The sequence below is a fragment of the Klebsiella sp. RC2 genome (genome assembly GCF_014192815.1).
Lineage (GTDB): Bacteria > Pseudomonadota > Gammaproteobacteria > Enterobacterales > Enterobacteriaceae > Klebsiella > Klebsiella variicola.
Window position 1 is genome coordinate 43,003 of sequence record NZ_JACHYL010000004.1, and the last position, 19,536, is coordinate 62,538.

The following is a 19,536-nucleotide window of genomic DNA, read 5'->3' on the forward strand; positions in this document are numbered from 1 at the left end:
TCCTGCAGTACGCCGTTCTTGTTTTTCCCTCATGTGGCGCAGGCTGATTTACCACCCGGAAGTCAACTATGCACTGCGGCAAACGCTGGTGCTGTGTCTGCCTGTGGCCATCGGTCTTCTGCTCGGCCATCTCCAGCAGGGGCTGTTGTTTTCCTTAGTGCCCGCCTGCTGCAACATTGCCGGTCTTGATACCCCACATAAGCGCTTTTTCAAACGTCTGATTATCGGCGGCTGTCTGTTTGCCGGATGCAGTCTGGTGGTGCAGTTGCTGCTCGCTCAGGCCATTCCCCTGCCGCTTATTCTCAGCGGCCTGGCGCTATTGCTCGGCGTCACCGCGGAGATCAGTTCGCTGCACGCGCGCCTGCTGCCCGCGTCGCTGATCGCCGCTATCTTTACCCTGAGCCTGGCGGGCAATATGCCCATCTGGGAACCACTGCTGATCTACGCTTTCGGTACGCTGTGGTACGGCGTGTTTAACTGGCTCTGGTTCTGGCTGTGGCGCGAACAGCCGCTGCGGGAGTCGCTCAGCCTGCTTTACCGGGAACTGGCTGACTATTGTGAAGCCAAATACAGTCTGTTGACCCAGCATACCGATCCGTCGACCGCCCTGCCGCCGCTGCTCACCCGCCAGCAGAAGGTAGTCGACCTGATTACCCAGTGCTATCAGCAGATGCATATGCTGGCCGCCAACCAACGCAACGACCACAAGCGTCTGCTGCGGGCGTTCCAGGTTGGGCTGGATCTACAGGAACATATTTCGGTTAGCCTGCATCAGCCAGAAGAGGTACAAAAGCTGGTGGAACGCAGCCATGCCGAAGCGGTGATCCGCTGGAATGCGCAAACCGTCGCTGCCCGCCTGCGCGTGCTGGCGGATGATATTCTCTATCATCGCTTTCCGCAGCGTTTTCAGATGGATAAACAGATTGAGGCTCTGGAAAAGATCGCCCGCCAGCATCCGGACAACCCGGTCGGTCAGTTCTGCGCCTGGCACTTTAGCCGTATCGCCCGGGTGCTGCATACCCAGCGCCCCCTGTATGCCCGGGATCTGATGGCCGACAAAGAGCGTCGTTTACCGCTGTTTCCCGCGCTAAAGAACTATCTGTCGCTGAAATCACCCGCACTGCGCAATGCCGCGCGCATCAGCGTCATGCTGAGCGTCGCCAGCCTGATGGGCAACGCCCTGCATTTGCCGAAGCCCTACTGGATCCTGATGACGGTGCTCTTCGTCACGCAAAACGGCTACGGCGCCACGCGGGTGCGAATTGTTCACCGGGCGGCGGGAACGCTCGCCGGCCTGGTCATCGCCGGGCTAACCTTGCACTTTCACGTTCCGGAGAGCTATACCCTGAGTGGCATGCTGCTGATTACCCTGCTCAGCTATCTGATCATCCGTAAACACTATGGCTGGGCGATGGTAGGCTTTACGGTGACGGCGGTGTATACCCTGCAACTGCTGACGCTCAACGGCGAACAGTTTATTGTCGCCCGGCTTATCGACACGCTTATCGGCTGCCTGATCGCCTTCGGCGGGATGGTCTGGCTGTGGCCGCAGTGGCAGAGCGGCCTGCTGAAAAAAAACGCCCACGATGCGCTGGAGGCCGACCAGCAGGCGATTCGCCTGATCCTCAGCGCCGATCCAAAAGCCCCCGCGCTGGCCTATCAACGCATGCGCGTCAACCAGGCGCATAACGCGCTCTACAACTCCCTGAATCAGGCGATGCAGGAGCCCGGTTTTAATACCCACTACCTGGAAGATATGAAGCTGTGGGTGACGCACAGTCAGTTTATCGTCGAACACATCAACGCTATGACCACCCTGGCCCGGGAGCATACGATGCTCACCCCGGATCTTGCCCAGCGCTATCTCGAATCTTGTGAGATTGCCTTGCAACGCTGCCAGCAGCGGCTGGACAGCGATGGTCCCGGCAGCGCAGGGGATGCCAATATTCTGGAGTCGCCGGAAACAGAGGTGCCGAACGGTCCGTTAAGTACCCTGGAGCAGCACCTGCAACGCATTCTGGGCCATCTGAACACCATGCATACCATATCGTCAGTAGCATGGCGTCAGCGGCCGCATCATGGCATCTGGCTGCGGAAAATCAGCCGTTAATCACCTTTGCCACTGCCTGGGCAAAACGCGCCATCCCCTCGGCAATATCCTGCTCGTCGATGATCAGCGAGGGAACAAAACGCATCACGTCCGGCCCGGCGTTGAGCACCATGACGCCGGCTTGCGCAGCGGCATAGAGGAAATCACGCGCGCGGCCCTTGTGCTGCGGCTTGAGTTCGGCGCCAATCAGCAGGCCCATCCCGCGAATATCACTGAACAGATCAAATTCAGCATCCAGCTGCTGCAGGTGTTTGACGAACAGTTCGCGCTTCGCGCTCACGCCATCCAGCACCGCCGGGGTATTGATTAGATCGAAGGCGGCGTTGGCGACCGCGCAGGCCAGCGGGTTGCCGCCGTAGGTTGAGCCATGGGAACCCGCATGGAAGGCGCTGGCGATCTCATGGGTGGTCAGCATGGCGCTGACCGGGAAGCCGCCGCCGAGCGCTTTGGCGCTGGTCAGAATATCCGGCGTCACACCGTAATGCATATAGGCGAACAGCGATCCGGTACGCCCCATACCGCACTGCACTTCATCAAAGACTAACAGCGCCTGGTGCTGATCGCACAGCTCACGCAGCCCCTGCAGGAAGGCCGGCGTCGCTGCCGTCACGCCGCCTTCGCCCTGAATCGGCTCCACCACCACTGCGCAAGTGTGGTCATCCATCACCGCTTTTACCGCCTGCAGGTCGTTGAAGGGAATATGGACAATATCCGCCGGTTTCGGGCCGAAACCATCGGAGTACTTCGGCTGCCCACCGACGGAAACGGTAAACAGGGAGCGGCCATGGAAGGCATTATGGAAGGCAATGATTTTGGTTTTATACGGGCTATGGCGGGTCACCGCATAGTGACGCGCCAGCTTAAAGGCCGTTTCATTGGCTTCCGTACCGGAGTTCATAAACACCACGCGCTCGGCGAAGGTGGCCTCGACAAGTTTACGTCCCAGACGCAGCGCTGGCTCATTGGTAAAGACGTTGCTGGTGTGCCACAGCGTTTCGCCCTGCTCGTGGAGCGCCGCCACCAGCGCCGGGTGGCAATGGCCGAGCGCCGTCACCGCGATACCGCCGGCAAAATCAACATACTCTTTGCCCTGCTGATCCCAGACGCGGCTGCCTTTCCCTTTCACCGGGATGAATTCTGCTGGTGCATAAATCGGCAAAATAACTTCATCGAATGTGGCGCGGGTGATTGCCGGTTGTTCAGTTGCCATGTCTTGCCCATCCCTCTTCGTTATGCAGATGTAATCATGAAAATATAATCACAAAATATGCATAAAAAATCAGTCAATGGCAACTGAAAATCACCGCTTCAGAAAGTTTTCCAGCAATTGATGGCCCTGCTCGCTGAGGATGCTTTCCGGATGAAACTGCACGCCCTCAAGATCCCAGGCGCGGTGGCGGATCCCCATAATCTCAGCGCTGGCGCTGCGGGCGGTGACGATAAACTCGGGCGGGAGCGTCGGCGGGTCAATCACCAGCGAGTGATAACGGGTCACCGTCAGGGGATTATTCAGCCCCTGAAACACCCCTTCGCCGTTATGCTCAATAAGCGAGGTTTTACCATGCATCACCTGTGCCGCCCGTACGATGGTCGCGCCAAACGCCTGGGCTATCGCCTGGTGCCCGAGACAGACGCCCAGTAGCGGCGTTTTCCCCGCATAGTGGCGGATAACCGCGAGGGAAATCCCCGCCTCATTCGGCGTGCAGGGGCCTGGCGAGATCACGATTTTCTCCGGCGCCAGCGCCGCTATCTCCTCCAGCGTCAACGCATCATTGCGCCTGACCAGTACTTCCGCACCCAGTTCGCAGAAGTACTGATACAGATTCCAGGTGAAAGAGTCATAGTTATCGATAAGCAGGATCATAGCGGCTCCGGAACAATCAAAACCGGGCTATTCTACTCAGATTCCCGCGCTTCGCTTACCACTTTGCGAAAGATCGCCACCAGCGGAGCCGGATCGCCCATCGCGCTCTGCTGGCAGGCCGCGCTCCAGCCGGCGGGGTCGACGTCACGCCAGTCAAGCAGGTAGCCGGCATGTATTGCCAGCTGTTCAAAGAAAATGCGCTGGGTCAGGCCATTGCCAAGACGAAAAGGGTGCAGCACATTAATTTCGCCATAGAACCAGCTCAGGCGTTCAATAAAGATCTCGCGCGGCAGGCCATTGAGATAATCCTCCTGCTCAAGGGCCTGCATCAGGGCGTTCCCCTCCTCCTCGATCCGGGCAAAGTGGCAGAACGGCGTATCGCCCAGGTAGAGGTTCACTTCACGTAACCGGCCGGCCCAGTCAAACAGATCCTGATACAGCTGATGATGAATCGCGCACAGATAGGGTAAGCCGCGCACCCGCGGCCCCAGCGGCAAGGTTGCCGCCCGCAACGCCGTCATCTCAAAGGCGGCCTGTTGCAGATTTTTAGCCTGCCGGATGCCGAGGCGGTTGCGCAGGACATTCAGCGCCGGGTAGAGGTAAGGATCGCGTTCATCGCCGAATTTATCGCTCATACTCCCTCCGCAGCGTCGCCAGACGCGCCAGCGCCTCTTCGGCAGTCAACGTAACCAGCGGCACCGTCACGCCTTCAAGGCGACGACTGGCCTGAAAATTGGTATTGCGTGTCTGTTCCCAGAGTCGGGATTTTTGCTTTTCGGTGAGTGGACGCATCGTCGCCCCCCTTATCGTCCCCTGTGTGCCACAAGTATAAGCAGCAATTTCAGGTTATGCCGGGAGGCAACCGGGCGCGGCGATAGCACACCGCGCCGTGGAAGGATTAGGGCAGCACTTTCGCAGAGAGGATAACAACCGGTTTGGTCGGCACATTCTGGTATGGGCCGACGTTATGGGTCTGGACCTGGGAGATCTTATCCGCGACGTCCATACCTTTCACTACCTTGCCAAACACCGCATAGCCAAAGTCGCGCTGACCATGGTCAAGGAAGGCGTTATCCGCCACGTTGATGAAGAACTGGCTGGTGGCGCTATCCTGGTCGGCGGTACGCGCCATCGCGATGGTACCGCGGGTGTTGCGCAGGCCGTTGTCTGCTTCATTCTTAATCGGCGGGTTAGGCTGTTTCTGCTGCATCTGCTCGTTAAAGCCGCCGCCCTGCACCATGAAACCCGGGATCACGCGGTGGAAGGTGGTGTTGTTGTAGAAGCCGCTGTTGACGTACTTCAGGAAGTTATCCACGGAAATCGGGGCTTTCTGACTGTTTAACTCAAGCTCAATGTTCCCTGCCGAGGTGGTCAGCAGCACATGCGGATCGCCCTTTGCCGCCATGGCCGGGGAGAACGCTGAAATGGCGAAAACGGCAGCCATCGCCGCCAGTGTTGATTTGAGCATGGAAATTCCTTAACGGAGCAGAATAAAAGCGAGTGCCTTGATTCTAAAGAGCCTTTGCATCCTGGGCCAGCCTTTTACCAAATTTTACTTAGCTGTAATAATTGTAACCGCGCAAACGTTCTCCTGTGCGGCGAATAAAGTGTGATGCATGTCACATTAAACCATGCAAAAGATAACCACTTTCACAATAAACATTTGATTACATCACCTGAACGAATAAAATCTGTCCGCCCGGCGCAGCGTCAACGCGCTTTACCTTTCTATTCACAGGCCAGTCATGACTAACAGCAACCGTATTAAGCTCACATGGATCAGCTTCTTCTCCTACGCCCTGACCGGCGCGTTGGTGATCGTCACCGGGATGGTGATGGGTAACATTGCGGATTATTTCCATCTGCCCGTTTCCAGTATGAGCAACACCTTTACCTTTCTGAACGCCGGTATTCTGATCTCTATCTTCCTCAATGCCTGGCTGATGGAAATCGTGCCGCTGAAAACTCAGCTGCGCTTTGGCTTTATTCTGATGGTGCTGGCGGTGGCCGGCCTGATGCTCAGCCACAGCCTGGCGCTGTTTTCCGCGTCGATGTTCGTTCTCGGGCTGGTGAGCGGGATCACCATGTCGATCGGGACCTTCCTGATCACCCATATGTATGAAGGCCGTCAGCGCGGAGCGCGTCTGCTGTTTACCGACTCCTTCTTTAGCATGGCGGGAATGATTTTCCCGATGGTCGCCGCCGTCCTGCTGGCGCGCAGCATCGAGTGGTACTGGGTCTACGCCTGTATTGGTCTGGTGTATGTCGCCATTTTCGTCCTGACTTTCGGCTGTGATTTTCCGGTGTTGGGCAAAAAAGCGCAGAGCGAAAACAGCCAGCCGGTAGTGAAAGAGAAGTGGGGCATCGGCGTGCTGTTCCTCTCCGTTGCGGCGCTGTGCTACATCCTCGGTCAGCTGGGCTTTATCTCCTGGGTACCGGAATATGCGAAGAGCCTGGGCATGAGCCTCGGGGATGCCGGTAAACTGGTGAGCGATTTCTGGATGTCCTACATGATCGGCATGTGGTCATTCAGCTTCATCCTGCGCTTCTTCGACCTGCAGCGTATCTTAACCGTCCTCGCCGGGCTCGCGACGGTGCTGATGTACCTGTTTATCAATGGTTCCCCGGAGCATATGCCGTGGTTTATTCTGACCCTGGGCTTCTTCTCCAGCGCCATCTACACCTCGATCATTACGCTCGGCTCGCAGCAGACGCGGGTCGCTTCGCCGAAGCTGGTGAACTTTATCCTCACCTGCGGCACCATCGGCACCATGCTCACTTTCGTGGTCACCGGCCCGATTGTGGCTGCCAGCGGTCCACTGGCAGCGCTGCACACCGCTAACGGCCTCTATGCCGTGGTATTCGTGATGTGCTTTATCCTCGGCTTCGTCTCCCGTCACCGCCAGAACAACGCTCAGGCGGCGTCTCACTAAGCCTTCGGCCCCTTTGCGTCCGCAAGGGGGCTGTTCCTCATAAAAGAGAGCTCCTCGCCACCGCGGTCGGTCTGGATCCAGGTTTGCGCCAGCTGGGTGGTCGCGATCACCCTTCCCTGACGAATTGACCAGCGCACAGGCACCTGGCAGCGGACGGCCTCAAAGCCATTCTCCGCCGGGAGAATGATCAGGTTAGCCGGGTTGCCGCTGACAATGCCGTAATCCTCCAGGCCAAACGTGCGGGCGCTGTTGGCGGTGATAAGCTTCAGACCGTCGTTGATCTGCTGGTAGCCCATCAGCTGGCAGACGTGCAGGCCCATATGCAGGACCTGCAGCATATTGCCGGTCCCCAGCGGGTACCACGGGTCAAAGACGTCATCATGACCAAAGCACACGTTGATCCCCGCCGCCATCAGCTCCTTCACCCGGGTAATCCCCCGTCGCTTAGGGTAGTCATCAAACCGGCCCTGCAGATGAATATTCACCAGCGGATTGGCGACAAAGTTGATACCGGAGAGCTTAAGCAGGCGGAACAGGCGCGAGGTATAAGCGCCATTATAGGAGTGCATGGCGGTGGTATGGCTGGCCGTCACCCGCGCCCCTATCCCCGCCTTTAACGCCAGCGCGGCAACGGTTTCAACAAAGCGCGACTGTTCATCGTCAATTTCATCGCAGTGAATATCCAGCGGGCGATCATATTTTTGCGCCAGCCGGAAGGCGATATGCAGCGACTCCACCCCATATTCACGGGTGAACTCAAAATGCGGGATGGCCCCAACGACGTCCGCCCCCAGCTTGAGGGCCTCCTCCAGCAGCGCCTCGCCATTGGGGTAAGAGAGGATCCCCTCCTGTGGAAAAGCAACTATCTGCAACTCGACCCATGGCGCCACCTCCCGTTTGACCTCCAGCATCGCCTTCAGCGCCGTTAACGTGGGATCGGAGACGTCGACATGAGTGCGGACAAACTGCACGCCATTGGCGATCTGCCACTTCAGGGTTTTCCACGCCCGGGCTTTGACGTCCTCATGGCTGAGCAACGCTTTTCGCTCCGCCCAGCGCTCAATCCCCTCGAACAGGGTGCCGGACTGGTTCCAGTGCGGCTCGCCGGCCGTCTGGGTAGTATCCAGGTGGATATGCGGCTCAATAAAAGGCGGGATCGTCAGCCCGCCGCGAGCGTTCAACACCTCGTAGCTTTCGTCGCGCGCCTCGCCCATCGGCGTGATCTCGCCAAAGCGGCCCTTATCAATCGCTATTTGCCACAGGCCGTCGCGGTCTGCCAGGCGTACGTTCTGAATTAACCAAAGCGGCGCTGCTGTCATATCACCTTCTCCATTCAATATGGCTAGTTTTCTGCCCAACCCCAATCGCGGCCCATCCAATTCTTGTACACAAAATCAGCAAAAAGGAAAAGCCAGCGTTTTCCATAACTTAGAAAAATACAGACAAATCAATTATATACCCATTAAGTGGTAGGCGAAGTTGTCATTGATTTGCATCAATAAGCCTGATGGCTGAATCGTTAAGGTAGGCGGTAATAGAAAAGAAATCGAGGCAAAAATGAGCAAAGTCAGAATCGCTATCATCGGTAACGGCATGGTTGGCCATCGCTTTATCGAAGAGCTTCTCGATAAGGCGCCTGCCGGACAGTTCGACATTACCGTGTTCTGTGAAGAACCGCGTATCGCCTACGACCGTGTCCACCTGTCGTCTTATTTCTCCCACCATACCGCAGAAGAGCTGTCGCTGGTGCGCGAAGGTTTCTATGAGAAACACGGCGTCAAGGTGCTGGTCGGCGAACGGGCCATCACCATCAACCGCCAGGAGAAGGTGATCCATTCCAGCGCCGGGCGCACCGTGTTCTACGACAAGCTGATTATGGCGACCGGCTCGTATCCCTGGATCCCGCCGATTAAAGGCGCGGAAACTCAGGATTGCTTCGTCTATCGCACCATTGAAGATCTTAACGCGATTGAATCCTGCGCCCGTCGCAGCAAACGCGGCGCGGTGGTCGGCGGTGGCCTGCTAGGCCTGGAAGCCGCAGGCGCCCTGAAAAACCTCGGCGTGGAAACCCACGTGATCGAGTTCGCGCCGATGCTGATGGCCGAGCAGCTCGACCAGATGGGCGGCGAGCAGCTGCGGCGCAAAATTGAAAGCATGGGCGTGAAAGTTCACACCAGTAAAAATACCAAAGAGATCGTCCAGCAGGGCACCGAGGCTCGTAAAACCATGCACTTCGCCGACGGTAGCGAGCTGCAGGTCGATTTCATCGTCTTCTCAACCGGGATCCGCCCGCGCGATAAGCTGGCCACCCAGTGCGGGCTGGCGGTCGCCCAGCGCGGCGGCATCATGGTCAACGATAGCTGCCAGACCTCCGACCCGGACATCTACGCCATCGGGGAATGCGCCAGCTGGAACAACCGCGTGTATGGCCTCGTCGCCCCGGGTTATAAAATGGCCCAGGTGGCCGTCGACCATCTCCTCGGCAGTGAAAACAGCTTCACCGGCGCCGACCTCAGCGCCAAGCTGAAGCTGCTGGGTGTGGACGTGGGCGGGATCGGCGATGCCCACGGCCGTACGCCGGGCGCCCGCAGCTACGTCTATCTCGACGAAAGCAAAGAAGTTTATAAGCGCCTGATCGTCAGCGCCGACAATAAAACGCTGCTCGGCGCGGTGCTGGTCGGCGACACCAGCGACTATGGCAATCTGCTGCAACTGGTGCTCAACGCTATCGAGCTGCCGGAAAATCCGGATTCGCTGATCCTTCCGGCCCACGCCGGCAGCGGCAAGCCGTCGATCGGCGTCGATAAACTGCCGGACAGCGCGCAGATCTGCTCCTGCTTTGACGTCAGTAAAGGCGACCTGATCGCCGCCATCAACAAAGGCTGCCACACCGTCGCGGCGCTGAAAGCGGAAACCAAAGCCGGAACCGGCTGCGGGGGTTGTATCCCTCTGGTGACGCAGGTGCTCAATGCCGAACTGGCGAAACAGGGCATCGAGGTCAACAACAACCTGTGCGAACACTTCGCTTACTCCCGCCAGGAGCTGTTCCACCTGATCCGCGTGGAAGGCATTAAAACCTTCGACGAACTGCTGGAAAAACACGGTCAGGGTTATGGCTGCGAGATCTGTAAGCCGACCGTCGGCTCTCTGCTGGCCTCCTGCTGGAATGAGTACATCCTCAAACCGCAGCACACGCCGCTGCAGGACACCAACGACAACTTCCTTGCCAACATTCAGAAAGATGGCACCTACTCGGTGATCCCGCGCTCCGCTGGCGGCGAAATCACGCCGGAAGGGCTGGTCGCCGTGGGCCGTATCGCGCGTGAATTCAATCTGTACACCAAAATCACCGGCTCCCAGCGCATCGGCCTGTTTGGCGCGCAGAAAGACGACCTGCCGGAGATCTGGCGTCAGCTGATTGAAGCGGGCTTCGAAACCGGCCACGCCTACGCCAAAGCGCTGCGGATGGCGAAAACCTGCGTCGGTAGCACCTGGTGCCGCTACGGGGTCGGCGACAGCGTCGGCTTCGGCGTGGAACTGGAAAACCGCTACAAAGGCATCCGCACCCCGCACAAAATGAAGTTCGGCGTCTCCGGCTGCACCCGCGAATGTGCGGAGGCCCAGGGCAAAGACGTGGGGATCATCGCCACCGAGAAAGGCTGGAACCTGTACGTGTGCGGTAATGGCGGGATGAAGCCGCGCCACGCCGATCTGCTGGCCGCGGACCTTGATCGCGAGACGCTGATTAAGTATCTCGACCGCTTTATGATGTTCTACATCCGCACCGCCGATAAGCTGACCCGCACCGCGCCGTGGCTGGACAACATGGAAGGCGGCATCGACTATCTGCGCAGCGTCATCATCGATGACAAGCTGGGCCTGAACGACCATCTGGAAGAGGAGCTGGCTCGCCTGCGCGCCGCCTTCGCCTGCGAGTGGACCGAAACCGTCAACAACCCGGCGGCGCAGACCCGCTTCAAACACTTTATCAACAGCGACCAGCGCGACCCGAACGTACAGGTGGTGCCGGAACGTGACCAGCACCGCCCGGCCACGCCCTATGAGCGCATCCCGGTCACGCTGGTGGAGGAAAACGTATGAGCCAGTGGGTAAACATCTGCAAAATTGACGACATCCTGCCGGCCACCGGCGTCTGCGCGCTGCTCGGCCAGCAGCAGGTGGCAGTCTTCCGTCCCTACCAGGACGACAGGGTATTCGCCATCAGCAACATTGACCCGTTCTTCAACGCCAGCGTGCTGTCTCGCGGGATTATCGGCGAACATGACGGCGCGCTATGGGTTGCCAGCCCGCTGAAAAAGCAGCGCTTCCGCCTGAGCGACGGCCTGTGCATGGAAGATGCCAGCCACTCCATCGCCCGCTTCGACGCCCGGGTGAAAGACGGCCAGGTGCAGCTTAAAGCGTAAGTCCTCTTCCTCCCCCCGGCTACGGGGGGAGACATAAGCAACACTTCTGACCGACAACGCATGAGTGCGGGATAAGTCGCATGTTTTGTATTACCTTTGCTGCTATTCTACGACCACGCATTTTCTACCCCTTATTTTCATGAGGTTATTCTGTGGATCACTTACCCATATTCTGCCAGTTGCGCCAGCGGGATTGTTTACTGGTTGGCGGCGGGGATGTCGCCGAACGCAAGGCCCGTCTGCTACTGGATGCTGGCGCAAACGTCACGGTCAATGCGCTCGACTTCACCCCGCAGTTTCAGGTGTGGGCCGATTCACAGATGCTAACCCTGGTGCAGGGTGAGTTTATCCCCTCGCTGCTGGACACCTGCTGGCTGGCCATCGCCGCTACCGATAATGAGACGGTGAACCAGCAGGTCAGCGACGCAGCCGAAGCGCGGCGTATCTTCTGTAACGTGGTGGATGCCCCGCGCCAGGCCAGCTTTATTATGCCGTCCATCATCGACCGCTCGCCGCTGATGGTCGCCGTCTCTTCGGGCGGGACATCGCCGGTGCTGGCGCGCCTGCTGCGCGAGAAGCTGGAGTCAGTCTTACCCCTGCATCTCGGCCAGCTGGCCCGCTATGCCGGCCATCTGCGCGCGCGCGTTAAGCAGCAGTTTGCCAGCGTGGGCGAACGCCGCCGCTTTTGGGAGAAGCTGTTTGTGAACGACCGGCTGGCGCAGTCGCTGGCCAATGACGATCGGCAGGCGGTGGCGGATACCACCGAGCAGCTGCTGACGGAGCCGTTGGAGCATCGCGGCGAGGTGGTGCTGGTTGGCGCCGGCCCCGGCGACGCCGGGCTGCTCACGCTCAAAGGCCTGCAGCAGATCCAGCAGGCCGACGTGGTGGTTTATGACCGGCTGGTTTCCGACGACATCATGAATCTGGTGCGTCGCGATGCCGACCGGGTGTTCGTCGGCAAACGTTCTGGCTACCACTGCGTCCCGCAGGAGGAGATCAACCAGATCCTGCTGCGTGAAGCGCAAAAAGGAAAACGCGTGGTCCGGCTGAAAGGCGGCGATCCCTTTATCTTTGGCCGCGGAGGGGAAGAGCTGGAAACCCTCTGTGAGGCGGGCATCCCCTTCTCCGTTGTTCCAGGCATCACCGCCGCCTCCGGCTGCTCCGCCTACTCGGGGATCCCGTTAACACACCGCGATTTCGCCCAGGGCGTCCGCCTGGTCACCGGCCATCTGAAAACCGGCGGCGAGCTGGACTGGGCAAACCTGGCAGTGGAGAAGCAAACCCTGGTGTTCTACATGGGCCTGAACCAGGCGCCGGCGATCCGCGAGAAGCTCATTGCTCACGGCATGGCGGAAGATATGCCCGCCGCCATCGTCGAGAACGGCACCGCCGTGTCGCAAAAAGTGGTCAGCGGCACCTTAGGGCAACTGGATATCCTGGCGCAGCAGATGGCTAGTCCGGCGCTGATCATCGTCGGCCGCGTGGTCGGCCTGCGGGATAAACTGAACTGGTTCTCGAACCACTAATCTTCGCCTCCCCCGCGTGGACGACAGACATAAAAAAGGCGGGATAATATCCCGCCTTTTTAGCTGTTGCGTCGCTTACGGCCTGGCGACAAAACCAATCGCTTCGTATACCGCTTTCAGGGTCTGAGAAGCGCGCGCGCTGGCTTTCTCTGCGCCGTCTTTCATTACCTGGTTGAGAAACGCTTCGTCGTTACGGAAACGGTGATAGCGCTCCTGCAGCTCAGTCAGCATGCCCGACACCGCTTCAGCGACTTCGCCTTTCAGGTGGCCATACATTTTGCCTTCAAAATGCTGCTCCAGCTCAGGAATGGTTTTCCCGGTGACCGCGGAGAGGATATCCAGCAGGTTGGAGACACCCGCTTTTTCTTTCAGGTCGTAGCGTACCACCGGCGGCTCGTCGGAGTCGGTCACCGCGCGTTTGATCTTCTTGACCACCGATTTCGGATCTTCCAGCAGGCCGATGACGTTGTTGCGGTTGTCGTCGGACTTGGACATCTTCCTGGTCGGCTCCAGCAGCGACATCACGCGTGCGCCGGACTTCGGAATAAACGGCTCAGGCACTTTAAAGACATCGCCATAGATGGCGTTAAAACGCTGGGCGATATCGCGGCTCAGTTCCAGGTGCTGTTTCTGATCTTCCCCTACCGGAACCTGGTTGGTCTGATACAGCAGAATGTCAGCGGCCATCAGTACCGGGTAATCAAACAGACCGGCGTTGATGTTTTCCGCGTAGCGTGCGGACTTGTCTTTAAACTGGGTCATGCGGCTCAGTTCGCCGAAATAGGTGTAGCAGTTCAGCGCCCAGCCTAACTGGGCGTGTTCCGGCACGTGCGACTGAACGAAGATGGTGCTTTTTTGCGGATCGATGCCACAGGCCAGATACAGCGCCAGGGTATCCAGGGTCGCCTTGCGCAGCTGCTGCGGATCCTGGCGCACGGTAATGGCGTGTTGGTCCACGATGCAATAGATGCAGTGGTAATCGTCCTGCATGTTTACCCACTGACGCAGCGCACCCATGTAGTTGCCAATGGTCAGTTCACCTGAGGGCTGTGCGCCACTAAAAACGATGGGCTTAGTCATGTTTCAATTCCTGAGTTTCACTGTGCGGTAACCCGAGAGCGGGTAAGAGTTCATTAAACTGGTCGAAGAGATAGTCCGGCTCGCTCAGCGCAAGCGGTTCGCCATAGTTATAACCGTAGGTCAGGCCGACAGAGCAGCAGCCTGCCGCTTTGGCCGCCTGAATATCATTGCGCGAATCGCCGACGAACAGCAGCTCGGCAGGAGCCAGAGAGAGCTTTTCCGCTACCAGCAGCAGCGGTTCCGGATGCGGCTTTTTGTTCTGCACGTCATCGCCGCCAATCACCACGGTAAAATATTTCGCGATATCGAGCGCGTCCAGCAGCGGGGCGACAAACGGCGTCGGCTTATTGGTGACCAGCGCCAGCGGCAGGCCTTTGGCATGCAGCGCGCCGAGCGTATCGGCCACCGCCGGGAACAGGAAGCTACCCTCTTCCGCCGTTTCGGCGTAATAGCGGTCAAACAGTTTACGCAAAATGCGCAGCTGTTCGTCTTGCGGAATATCATGATCGTCGACGGAAGGCTTACCCATCGCCGCCCGTAACGTCGCACGCTCCTGACGAGCCCAGGTCAGCGCCCGCTCCATCAGGACATCGGCGCCGTTGCCGATCCAGGTGACAACGCGTTCTTCTCCCGCCACCGGCAACTCCAGGGCGTAGAGGGCGTTATCAACCGCCGAGGTTAGACCCGGCGCACTGTCCACCAGCGTGCCGTCGAGATCAAACGCGATGCCGCGGATCGCCTGTAATTTATCCATGACTCACCTTCGCTAATTCACTACGCATTTGATCAATCACTTTCTTGTAGTCCGGCTGACCGAAGATCGCCGAACCGGCAACAAACATATCCGCACCCGCCGCGGCGATTTCGCCAATATTGCTGGCTTTCACGCCGCCATCCACTTCCAGGCGAATATCGTAGCCAGAAGCATCGATGCGCTGGCGTACTTCACGCAGTTTATCCAGCGTCTGGGGAATAAAGGACTGGCCGCCAAAGCCCGGGTTAACCGACATCAGCAGGATCACGTCCAGCTTATCCATCACGTAATCGAGGTAGCTCAGGGACGTCGCCGGGTTAAACACCAGGCCCGCTTTACAGCCGTGCTCTTTAATCAGCTGCAGGCTGCGATCGACGTGTTCGGAGGCTTCAGGATGGAAGGTGATGATGCTGGCGCCGGCTTCGGCAAAATCAGGAATGATGCGGTCGACCGGCTTTACCATCAGGTGGACGTCGATTGGCGCGGTAATACCGTAATTGCGCAGCGACTTCAGCACCATCGGGCCAATCGTCAGATTCGGCACGTAGTGGTTGTCCATGACGTCGAAGTGCACGACATCCGCACCCGCCGCCAGCGCCTTCGCGGTATCCTCACCCAGACGGGCAAAATCAGCTGACAGAATCGAAGGGGCAATCAAATACTGCTTCATCCGCATCTCCTTGAAATTTATTTGGTCTTAGGCGGACGGTAGAGCGCTAACAGCTCATCCACCTTTTTACGCGTACCACCGTTGCTGCTGATGCTGCGCCGAACCTTCACAATATGTGTTTCTGCCGCGTTTTTATACCATTCCTGCGTCAACGGTGTGCGGTGGTTGGAAATCAGCACCGGGATCCGCTTTTTCATCAGCGATTCCGCCTTTTGCGCCAGCAGTACCTGTTGTTCCAGATTGAAGCTGTTGGTGTGGTAGGCGGTAAAGTTCGCCGTCGCCGTCAGCGGCGCATAGGGTGGATCGCAATATACCACCGCGCGGCTATCTGCACGTTGCATGCACTCTTCATACGATTCGCAGTAAAACTCGGCGTTTTGTGCTTTCTCGGCGAAATGATAGAGCTCTGCCTCGGGGAAATAGGGCTTTTTATAGCGGCCAAACGGCACATTAAACTCGCCGCGCAGATTGTAGCGACACAGGCCGTTGTAGCCGTGGCGATTCAGATACAGGAACAGCACCGCGCGACGCAGCGGATCCTGGCTTTGGTTGAATTCATCACGATACTGGTAGTAGCGCTCAGCGACGTTGTTTTCCGGGACAAACATCTCACGCGCAGCGGCGACGTATTCGTCGGTACGCAATTTAACGATGTTGTACAGGCCAATTAAGTCACTGTTGATATCCGCGAGGATATAACGAGAAAAGTCGGTATTGAGAAATACCGACCCGGCGCCCACAAAGGGCTCGATTAAGCACTCGCCTTCCGGCAAATGCTTTTTAATATCGTCAAGCAGGGGGTACTTCCCCCCTGCCCACTTCAGAAAAGCGCGATTCTTTTTCATGCTGCCTAACTAATTACACGTTCTCCGGCTGTGGAGAAAGCTCCGACAGCATCCTGCGCTTAAGACTACCCCACGGCATTATTTCAGGTCAGCCTGTACCTGATGCAGTGGTTTTGCCCATGGATTTTTCGCCTGCACGTCCGCCGGCAGCGAGGTGACAGCGCGTTTCGCTTCTTCTTTCGAAGCATAGATACCGCTCACCAGCACGTACCACGGTTGGCCGTTACGCGACGTTTCATAGACAACATATCTATCCAGCTTCTCTTTCTTCGCCCAGTTGTTCAGGTTGTCGTAGTTAGAGGAGCTGCTGAGCTGCAGGGTATAGTTACCCGACGGCGCAGATTTCATTGAGCTCACGTCACCTGCCGTTTTACCGCTCTTCGCGGCTGGCGCTGCCGTTGCGGCTGGCGCGGCAGTGGTGGTGGTGGTGGACGCTGTTGCTAGCGGTTTGCTCTGCGCTGTTGCCACCGGTTTGCTTTCGGTTACGGTGGTTTTCGCCGGGGCGGTAGTCGCCGCGCTTTCAACATGCTTCGGCTGAACCGGCTTCGTTTCTACCGGCGCTTTTGCCACGGCCTGAGGCTTCGTCTGCGGCTTCGCTTCGATAACGGTGTGCTTACGCTCTGCCGGACGCGGCGTTGCAGCCGTCTGACGCTCGGTCGCCTGGCGCGGCGCCGCAGTGCTATTGGCGCCATTACGGATCGGCGCGACGGTTGCCGGTTCAGTTGGCAGCGTCGAGTTAGCCACGGCGCCGTCCAGCTGGCCCTGCTGCTGGGTCAGCGCATTGTTCAGATCGCCCTGAACTTCAATACGCTGCTGGCCCTGCGGCTCTGATACTGCCTGGCCCTGCGTCGGGTTCGCGGCAATAGGCGGAACCGTTACGTCCTGCTGTGGGGTGGTGTTGACAGCAGCAGTCTGATCCTGACCGGCAGCAGGCGTGCTGGTGGACTGATCGTCAGACAGATTAATGCTCTTCTCGCCGGAAGCGGTCTGCTGGCTGGACGAGGATGGCGATTTCAGCGCAGAACCAATACCCACGATTAACAGCAGCAGCACCAGAATCCCCACGCCCATCATGATGTACTGACGGGAGGCAGGTTTGGCCGGCGCTTTTTTACGCTTGCGCGGACGACGCTCTACAGGCTGCTCTTCGAGCAGCTCCTCGTCTTCCGCATCCAGTTCTTCTTCGAACTCTTCCTCTTCACGCTCGCGACGGGCCTTACCGGCGCGCGTCGGACGGCCTTCATCGGCATCAAGATCGACGTCGTCAAAATTGATCTGCGGATCGGCATCACGCTCGGAAGACTGACGGGAACGACCAGCACGACGATCGTTGCGATCGGCTTTCATATCGTCTTCTGGTTTGAAATCATCCATTTAACACCCCACTAAAAGGCTTATGCTCACGATTATTGCACATCACCCGAAATGATAACGCCGCGCGAACGCGGCCAGACCTTCTTATTGTTGCGCCTGCTGAGTATCAGCAATCGCGCCAAGAACCACATCATGCGGCACTCCGCCGCGCAGCTCGCTGCTTCCTATTGCGAGCGGGAGCACCAGCCGCATGTCGCCCGCCAGTACTTTTTTATCGCGCATCATATGGGGCAAATACGCCTGCGCACTCATCTCCTGCGGGCCGCGTACCGGTAAGCCTGCACGCTTGAGCAGATCGATAATGCGCTGTGTATCCTGCGCGCGGAACTGCCCCAGCCGTTCGGACGTATGCGCCGCCATCACCATACCTGCCGCCACCGCTTCGCCGTGCAGCCAGTTACCGTAGCCCATTTCCGCCTCGATAGCATGGCCGAAGGTATGTCCAAGATTGAGTAAAGCACGTAACCCAGTTTCACGCTCGTCAGCAGCCACAACTTCCGCTTTCAGCTCACAGCAACGGCGAATACAGTACGCCATCGCTTTTTCATCCAGCGCCAGCAGCGCATCAATGTTGTTTTCCAGCCAGCTGAAGAATTCGCCGTCGAGGATCACACCGTACTTGATGACCTCAGCCAGTCCGGAAGCGAGTTCACGCGCCGGGAGGGTCTTCAGACAGTTAAGATCAACCACCACCGAAACCGGCTGCCAGAAGGCGCCAATCATATTTTTGCCGAGAGGATGGTTCACTGCGGTTTTGCCGCCGACCGACGAATCGACCTGTGACAGCAGAGTGGTAGGGACCTGGATAAAACGCACCCCGCGCTGATAGCTTGCCGCGGCGAAACCGGTTAAATCACCGATTACGCCACCGCCAAGCGCCACCAGCGTGGTGTCGCGGCCATGCGGTTTTTGCAACAGCGCGGTAAAAACAGTATCCATCACCGCCAGGCTTTTATACTGCTCGCCATCGGGCAGGATCACGCTGTCAACGTTGACCCCTGCCTGCTCCAGCACAGAGCGGACGGTATCCAGATAAAGCGGCGCCAGCGTTTCGTTGGTGACCAGCATAGCCTGGTCGCCCGACTTGAGTGGCAGGAAGGAAGCTGGATCGTTAAACAAACCAGCCGCGATGGTAATCGGGTAACTACGTTCCCCGAGGGTAACAGTAAGCCTCTCCATAACGCGACGTCCACCTCAGTGACTTTTACTCTGACGCACTTTTATTAAGCCAGAATCAATTGCTTTCCAGCATATGAATAATCTGGTTCGCGACGACTTTCGCACTCTGATCGTCTGTGCGGATAGTCACATCGGCGATCTCTTCATACAGCGGGTTACGCTCGTCAGCCAGCGCTTCCAGCACTTCACGAGGCGGCGCATCGACTTGTAGCAAAGGACGCTTTTTATCGCGCTGCGTACGGGCCAACTGCTTCTCGATTGTCGTTTCCAGGTAGACCACCACGCCGCGGGCGGAGAGACGGTTACGCGTTTCACGGGATTTTACAGAGCCGCCGCCAGTCGCCAGCACAATCCCCTGTTTTTCCGTCAACTCATTGATAATTTTTTCTTCACGGTCGCGGAAGCCTTCTTCGCCTTCAACATCGAAGACCCAGCCCACATCAGCGCCAGTGCGTTTCTCAATTTCTTGATCGGAATCGTAAAATTCCATGTTGAGCTGTTGGGCTAACTGACGCCCAATAGTGCTTTTGCCGGCACCCATAGGCCCAACCAGAAAGATATTGCGTTTCTCTGCCATTTTTTCGGTACTACTAAGACTATTCGTTAATGATAAACCCGCTTCGCAGACACCCAGCGCCGCAGGGCATGAACTGAAACCTCATATGCAATAGAGCGAGAGTCAGACTAAAAATTATCTCAATACTCCGGCTGGTTTGGCAACTGAATAAAATCGCCGGACAATAAAGGGAGGATTGATGTCGTACCCGACTCTCAAAT

At 57.8% G+C, this 19,536-nt stretch carries 18 protein-coding genes; 5 read left to right on the forward strand and 13 right to left on the reverse strand.

The window, feature by feature from the left end:
- Positions 1 to 31 precede the first annotated feature (31 nt).
- Complete coding sequence (locus tag FHW76_RS13885; RefSeq protein ID WP_012540426.1) at positions 32 to 2,110, forward strand: YccS/YhfK family putative transporter; 2,079 nt, start codon at positions 32 to 34, stop codon at positions 2,108 to 2,110.
- Here FHW76_RS13885 and FHW76_RS13890 read toward each other — a convergent pair.
- From FHW76_RS13890 to ppiA, 5 genes are all read right to left on the reverse strand, one after another.
- Complete coding sequence (locus tag FHW76_RS13890; protein WP_040968920.1) at positions 2,100 to 3,320, reverse strand: aspartate aminotransferase family protein; 1,221 nt, start codon at positions 3,318 to 3,320, stop codon at positions 2,100 to 2,102. The genes FHW76_RS13885 and FHW76_RS13890 overlap by 11 nt on opposite strands.
- Positions 3,321 to 3,410: 90 nt before the next feature.
- Positions 3,411 to 3,974: an aminodeoxychorismate synthase component 2 gene (gene pabA / locus FHW76_RS13895; RefSeq protein WP_012540425.1), complete on the reverse strand. Its 564-nt coding sequence runs from the start codon at positions 3,972 to 3,974 to the stop codon at positions 3,411 to 3,413.
- 32 nt (positions 3,975 to 4,006) lie between these two features.
- Entirely contained in the window at positions 4,007 to 4,609 is a 603-nt protein-coding gene (locus FHW76_RS13900) for a putative adenosine monophosphate-protein transferase Fic (RefSeq protein WP_012540424.1), read from the reverse strand.
- Positions 4,599 to 4,766, reverse strand: coding sequence for a YhfG family protein (locus FHW76_RS13905; protein ID WP_012540423.1), 168 nt, complete (start codon positions 4,764 to 4,766; stop codon positions 4,599 to 4,601). Before FHW76_RS13905 ends, FHW76_RS13900 begins: the two co-directional genes overlap by 11 nt.
- 106 nt (positions 4,767 to 4,872) lie before the next feature.
- Entirely contained in the window at positions 4,873 to 5,442 is a 570-nt protein-coding gene (gene ppiA / locus FHW76_RS13910) for a peptidylprolyl isomerase A (protein ID WP_002920238.1), read from the reverse strand.
- A gap of 277 nt (positions 5,443 to 5,719) precedes the next feature.
- Here ppiA and tsgA point away from each other — a divergent pair, with 277 nt between their 5' ends.
- Complete coding sequence (gene tsgA / locus FHW76_RS13915; protein ID WP_002920240.1) at positions 5,720 to 6,907, forward strand: MFS transporter TsgA; 1,188 nt, start codon at positions 5,720 to 5,722, stop codon at positions 6,905 to 6,907.
- Here tsgA and FHW76_RS13920 read toward each other — a convergent pair.
- Positions 6,904 to 8,226 (reverse strand): cytosine deaminase, encoded by a 1,323-nt coding sequence (locus FHW76_RS13920; protein WP_183476781.1) that lies wholly within the window; start codon positions 8,224 to 8,226, stop codon positions 6,904 to 6,906. The two genes, tsgA and FHW76_RS13920, sit on opposite strands and share 4 nt — an antisense overlap.
- Positions 8,227 to 8,464: 238 nt before the next feature.
- On the opposite strand from FHW76_RS13920, the gene nirB reads away from it, so the two are divergent.
- The 3 genes from nirB to cysG all read left to right on the forward strand — a co-directional run bounded on the left by nirB (position 8,465) and on the right by cysG (position 12,857).
- Complete coding sequence (gene nirB, locus FHW76_RS13925; protein WP_008807025.1) at positions 8,465 to 11,008, forward strand: nitrite reductase large subunit NirB; 2,544 nt, start codon at positions 8,465 to 8,467, stop codon at positions 11,006 to 11,008.
- Positions 11,005 to 11,331, forward strand: coding sequence for a nitrite reductase small subunit NirD (gene nirD / locus FHW76_RS13930; protein WP_099217082.1), 327 nt, complete (start codon positions 11,005 to 11,007; stop codon positions 11,329 to 11,331). Before nirB ends, nirD begins: the two co-directional genes overlap by 4 nt.
- A 152-nt stretch (positions 11,332 to 11,483) precedes the next feature.
- Positions 11,484 to 12,857, forward strand: a complete 1,374-nt coding sequence (gene cysG, locus FHW76_RS13935; RefSeq protein ID WP_012967144.1) for a siroheme synthase CysG — start codon at positions 11,484 to 11,486, stop codon at positions 12,855 to 12,857.
- 75 nt (positions 12,858 to 12,932) lie between these two features.
- Here the strand turns inward: cysG and trpS are convergent, their stop codons facing one another.
- From trpS to aroK, 7 genes are all read right to left on the reverse strand, one after another.
- A complete protein-coding gene (gene trpS / locus FHW76_RS13940) occupies positions 12,933 to 13,937 on the reverse strand; it encodes a tryptophan--tRNA ligase (protein ID WP_008807022.1) in 1,005 nt (334 codons plus the stop codon).
- The gene (gene gph, locus FHW76_RS13945; RefSeq protein ID WP_012540418.1) at positions 13,930 to 14,691 is read right to left on the reverse strand and encodes a phosphoglycolate phosphatase; all 762 of its coding nucleotides are present in this window, start codon (positions 14,689 to 14,691) and stop codon (positions 13,930 to 13,932) included. Before gph ends, trpS begins: the two co-directional genes overlap by 8 nt.
- Positions 14,684 to 15,361: a ribulose-phosphate 3-epimerase gene (gene rpe / locus FHW76_RS13950; RefSeq protein ID WP_008807020.1), complete on the reverse strand. Its 678-nt coding sequence runs from the start codon at positions 15,359 to 15,361 to the stop codon at positions 14,684 to 14,686. Before rpe ends, gph begins: the two co-directional genes overlap by 8 nt.
- 17 nt (positions 15,362 to 15,378) lie before the next feature.
- Positions 15,379 to 16,206: an adenine-specific DNA-methyltransferase gene (dam, locus tag FHW76_RS13955; protein ID WP_008807019.1), complete on the reverse strand. Its 828-nt coding sequence runs from the start codon at positions 16,204 to 16,206 to the stop codon at positions 15,379 to 15,381.
- Between the two features lie 78 nt (positions 16,207 to 16,284).
- On the reverse strand, positions 16,285 to 17,580 hold the full coding sequence (damX, locus tag FHW76_RS13960; RefSeq protein ID WP_032736488.1) for a cell division protein DamX: 1,296 nt from the start codon (positions 17,578 to 17,580) through the stop codon (positions 16,285 to 16,287).
- 84 nt (positions 17,581 to 17,664) lie between these two features.
- Positions 17,665 to 18,759 (reverse strand): 3-dehydroquinate synthase, encoded by a 1,095-nt coding sequence (gene aroB, locus FHW76_RS13965; protein ID WP_008807017.1) that lies wholly within the window; start codon positions 18,757 to 18,759, stop codon positions 17,665 to 17,667.
- 55 nt (positions 18,760 to 18,814) lie between these two features.
- Positions 18,815 to 19,336: a shikimate kinase AroK gene (aroK, locus tag FHW76_RS13970; protein WP_002920267.1), complete on the reverse strand. Its 522-nt coding sequence runs from the start codon at positions 19,334 to 19,336 to the stop codon at positions 18,815 to 18,817.
- Positions 19,337 to 19,536 lie beyond the last annotated feature (200 nt).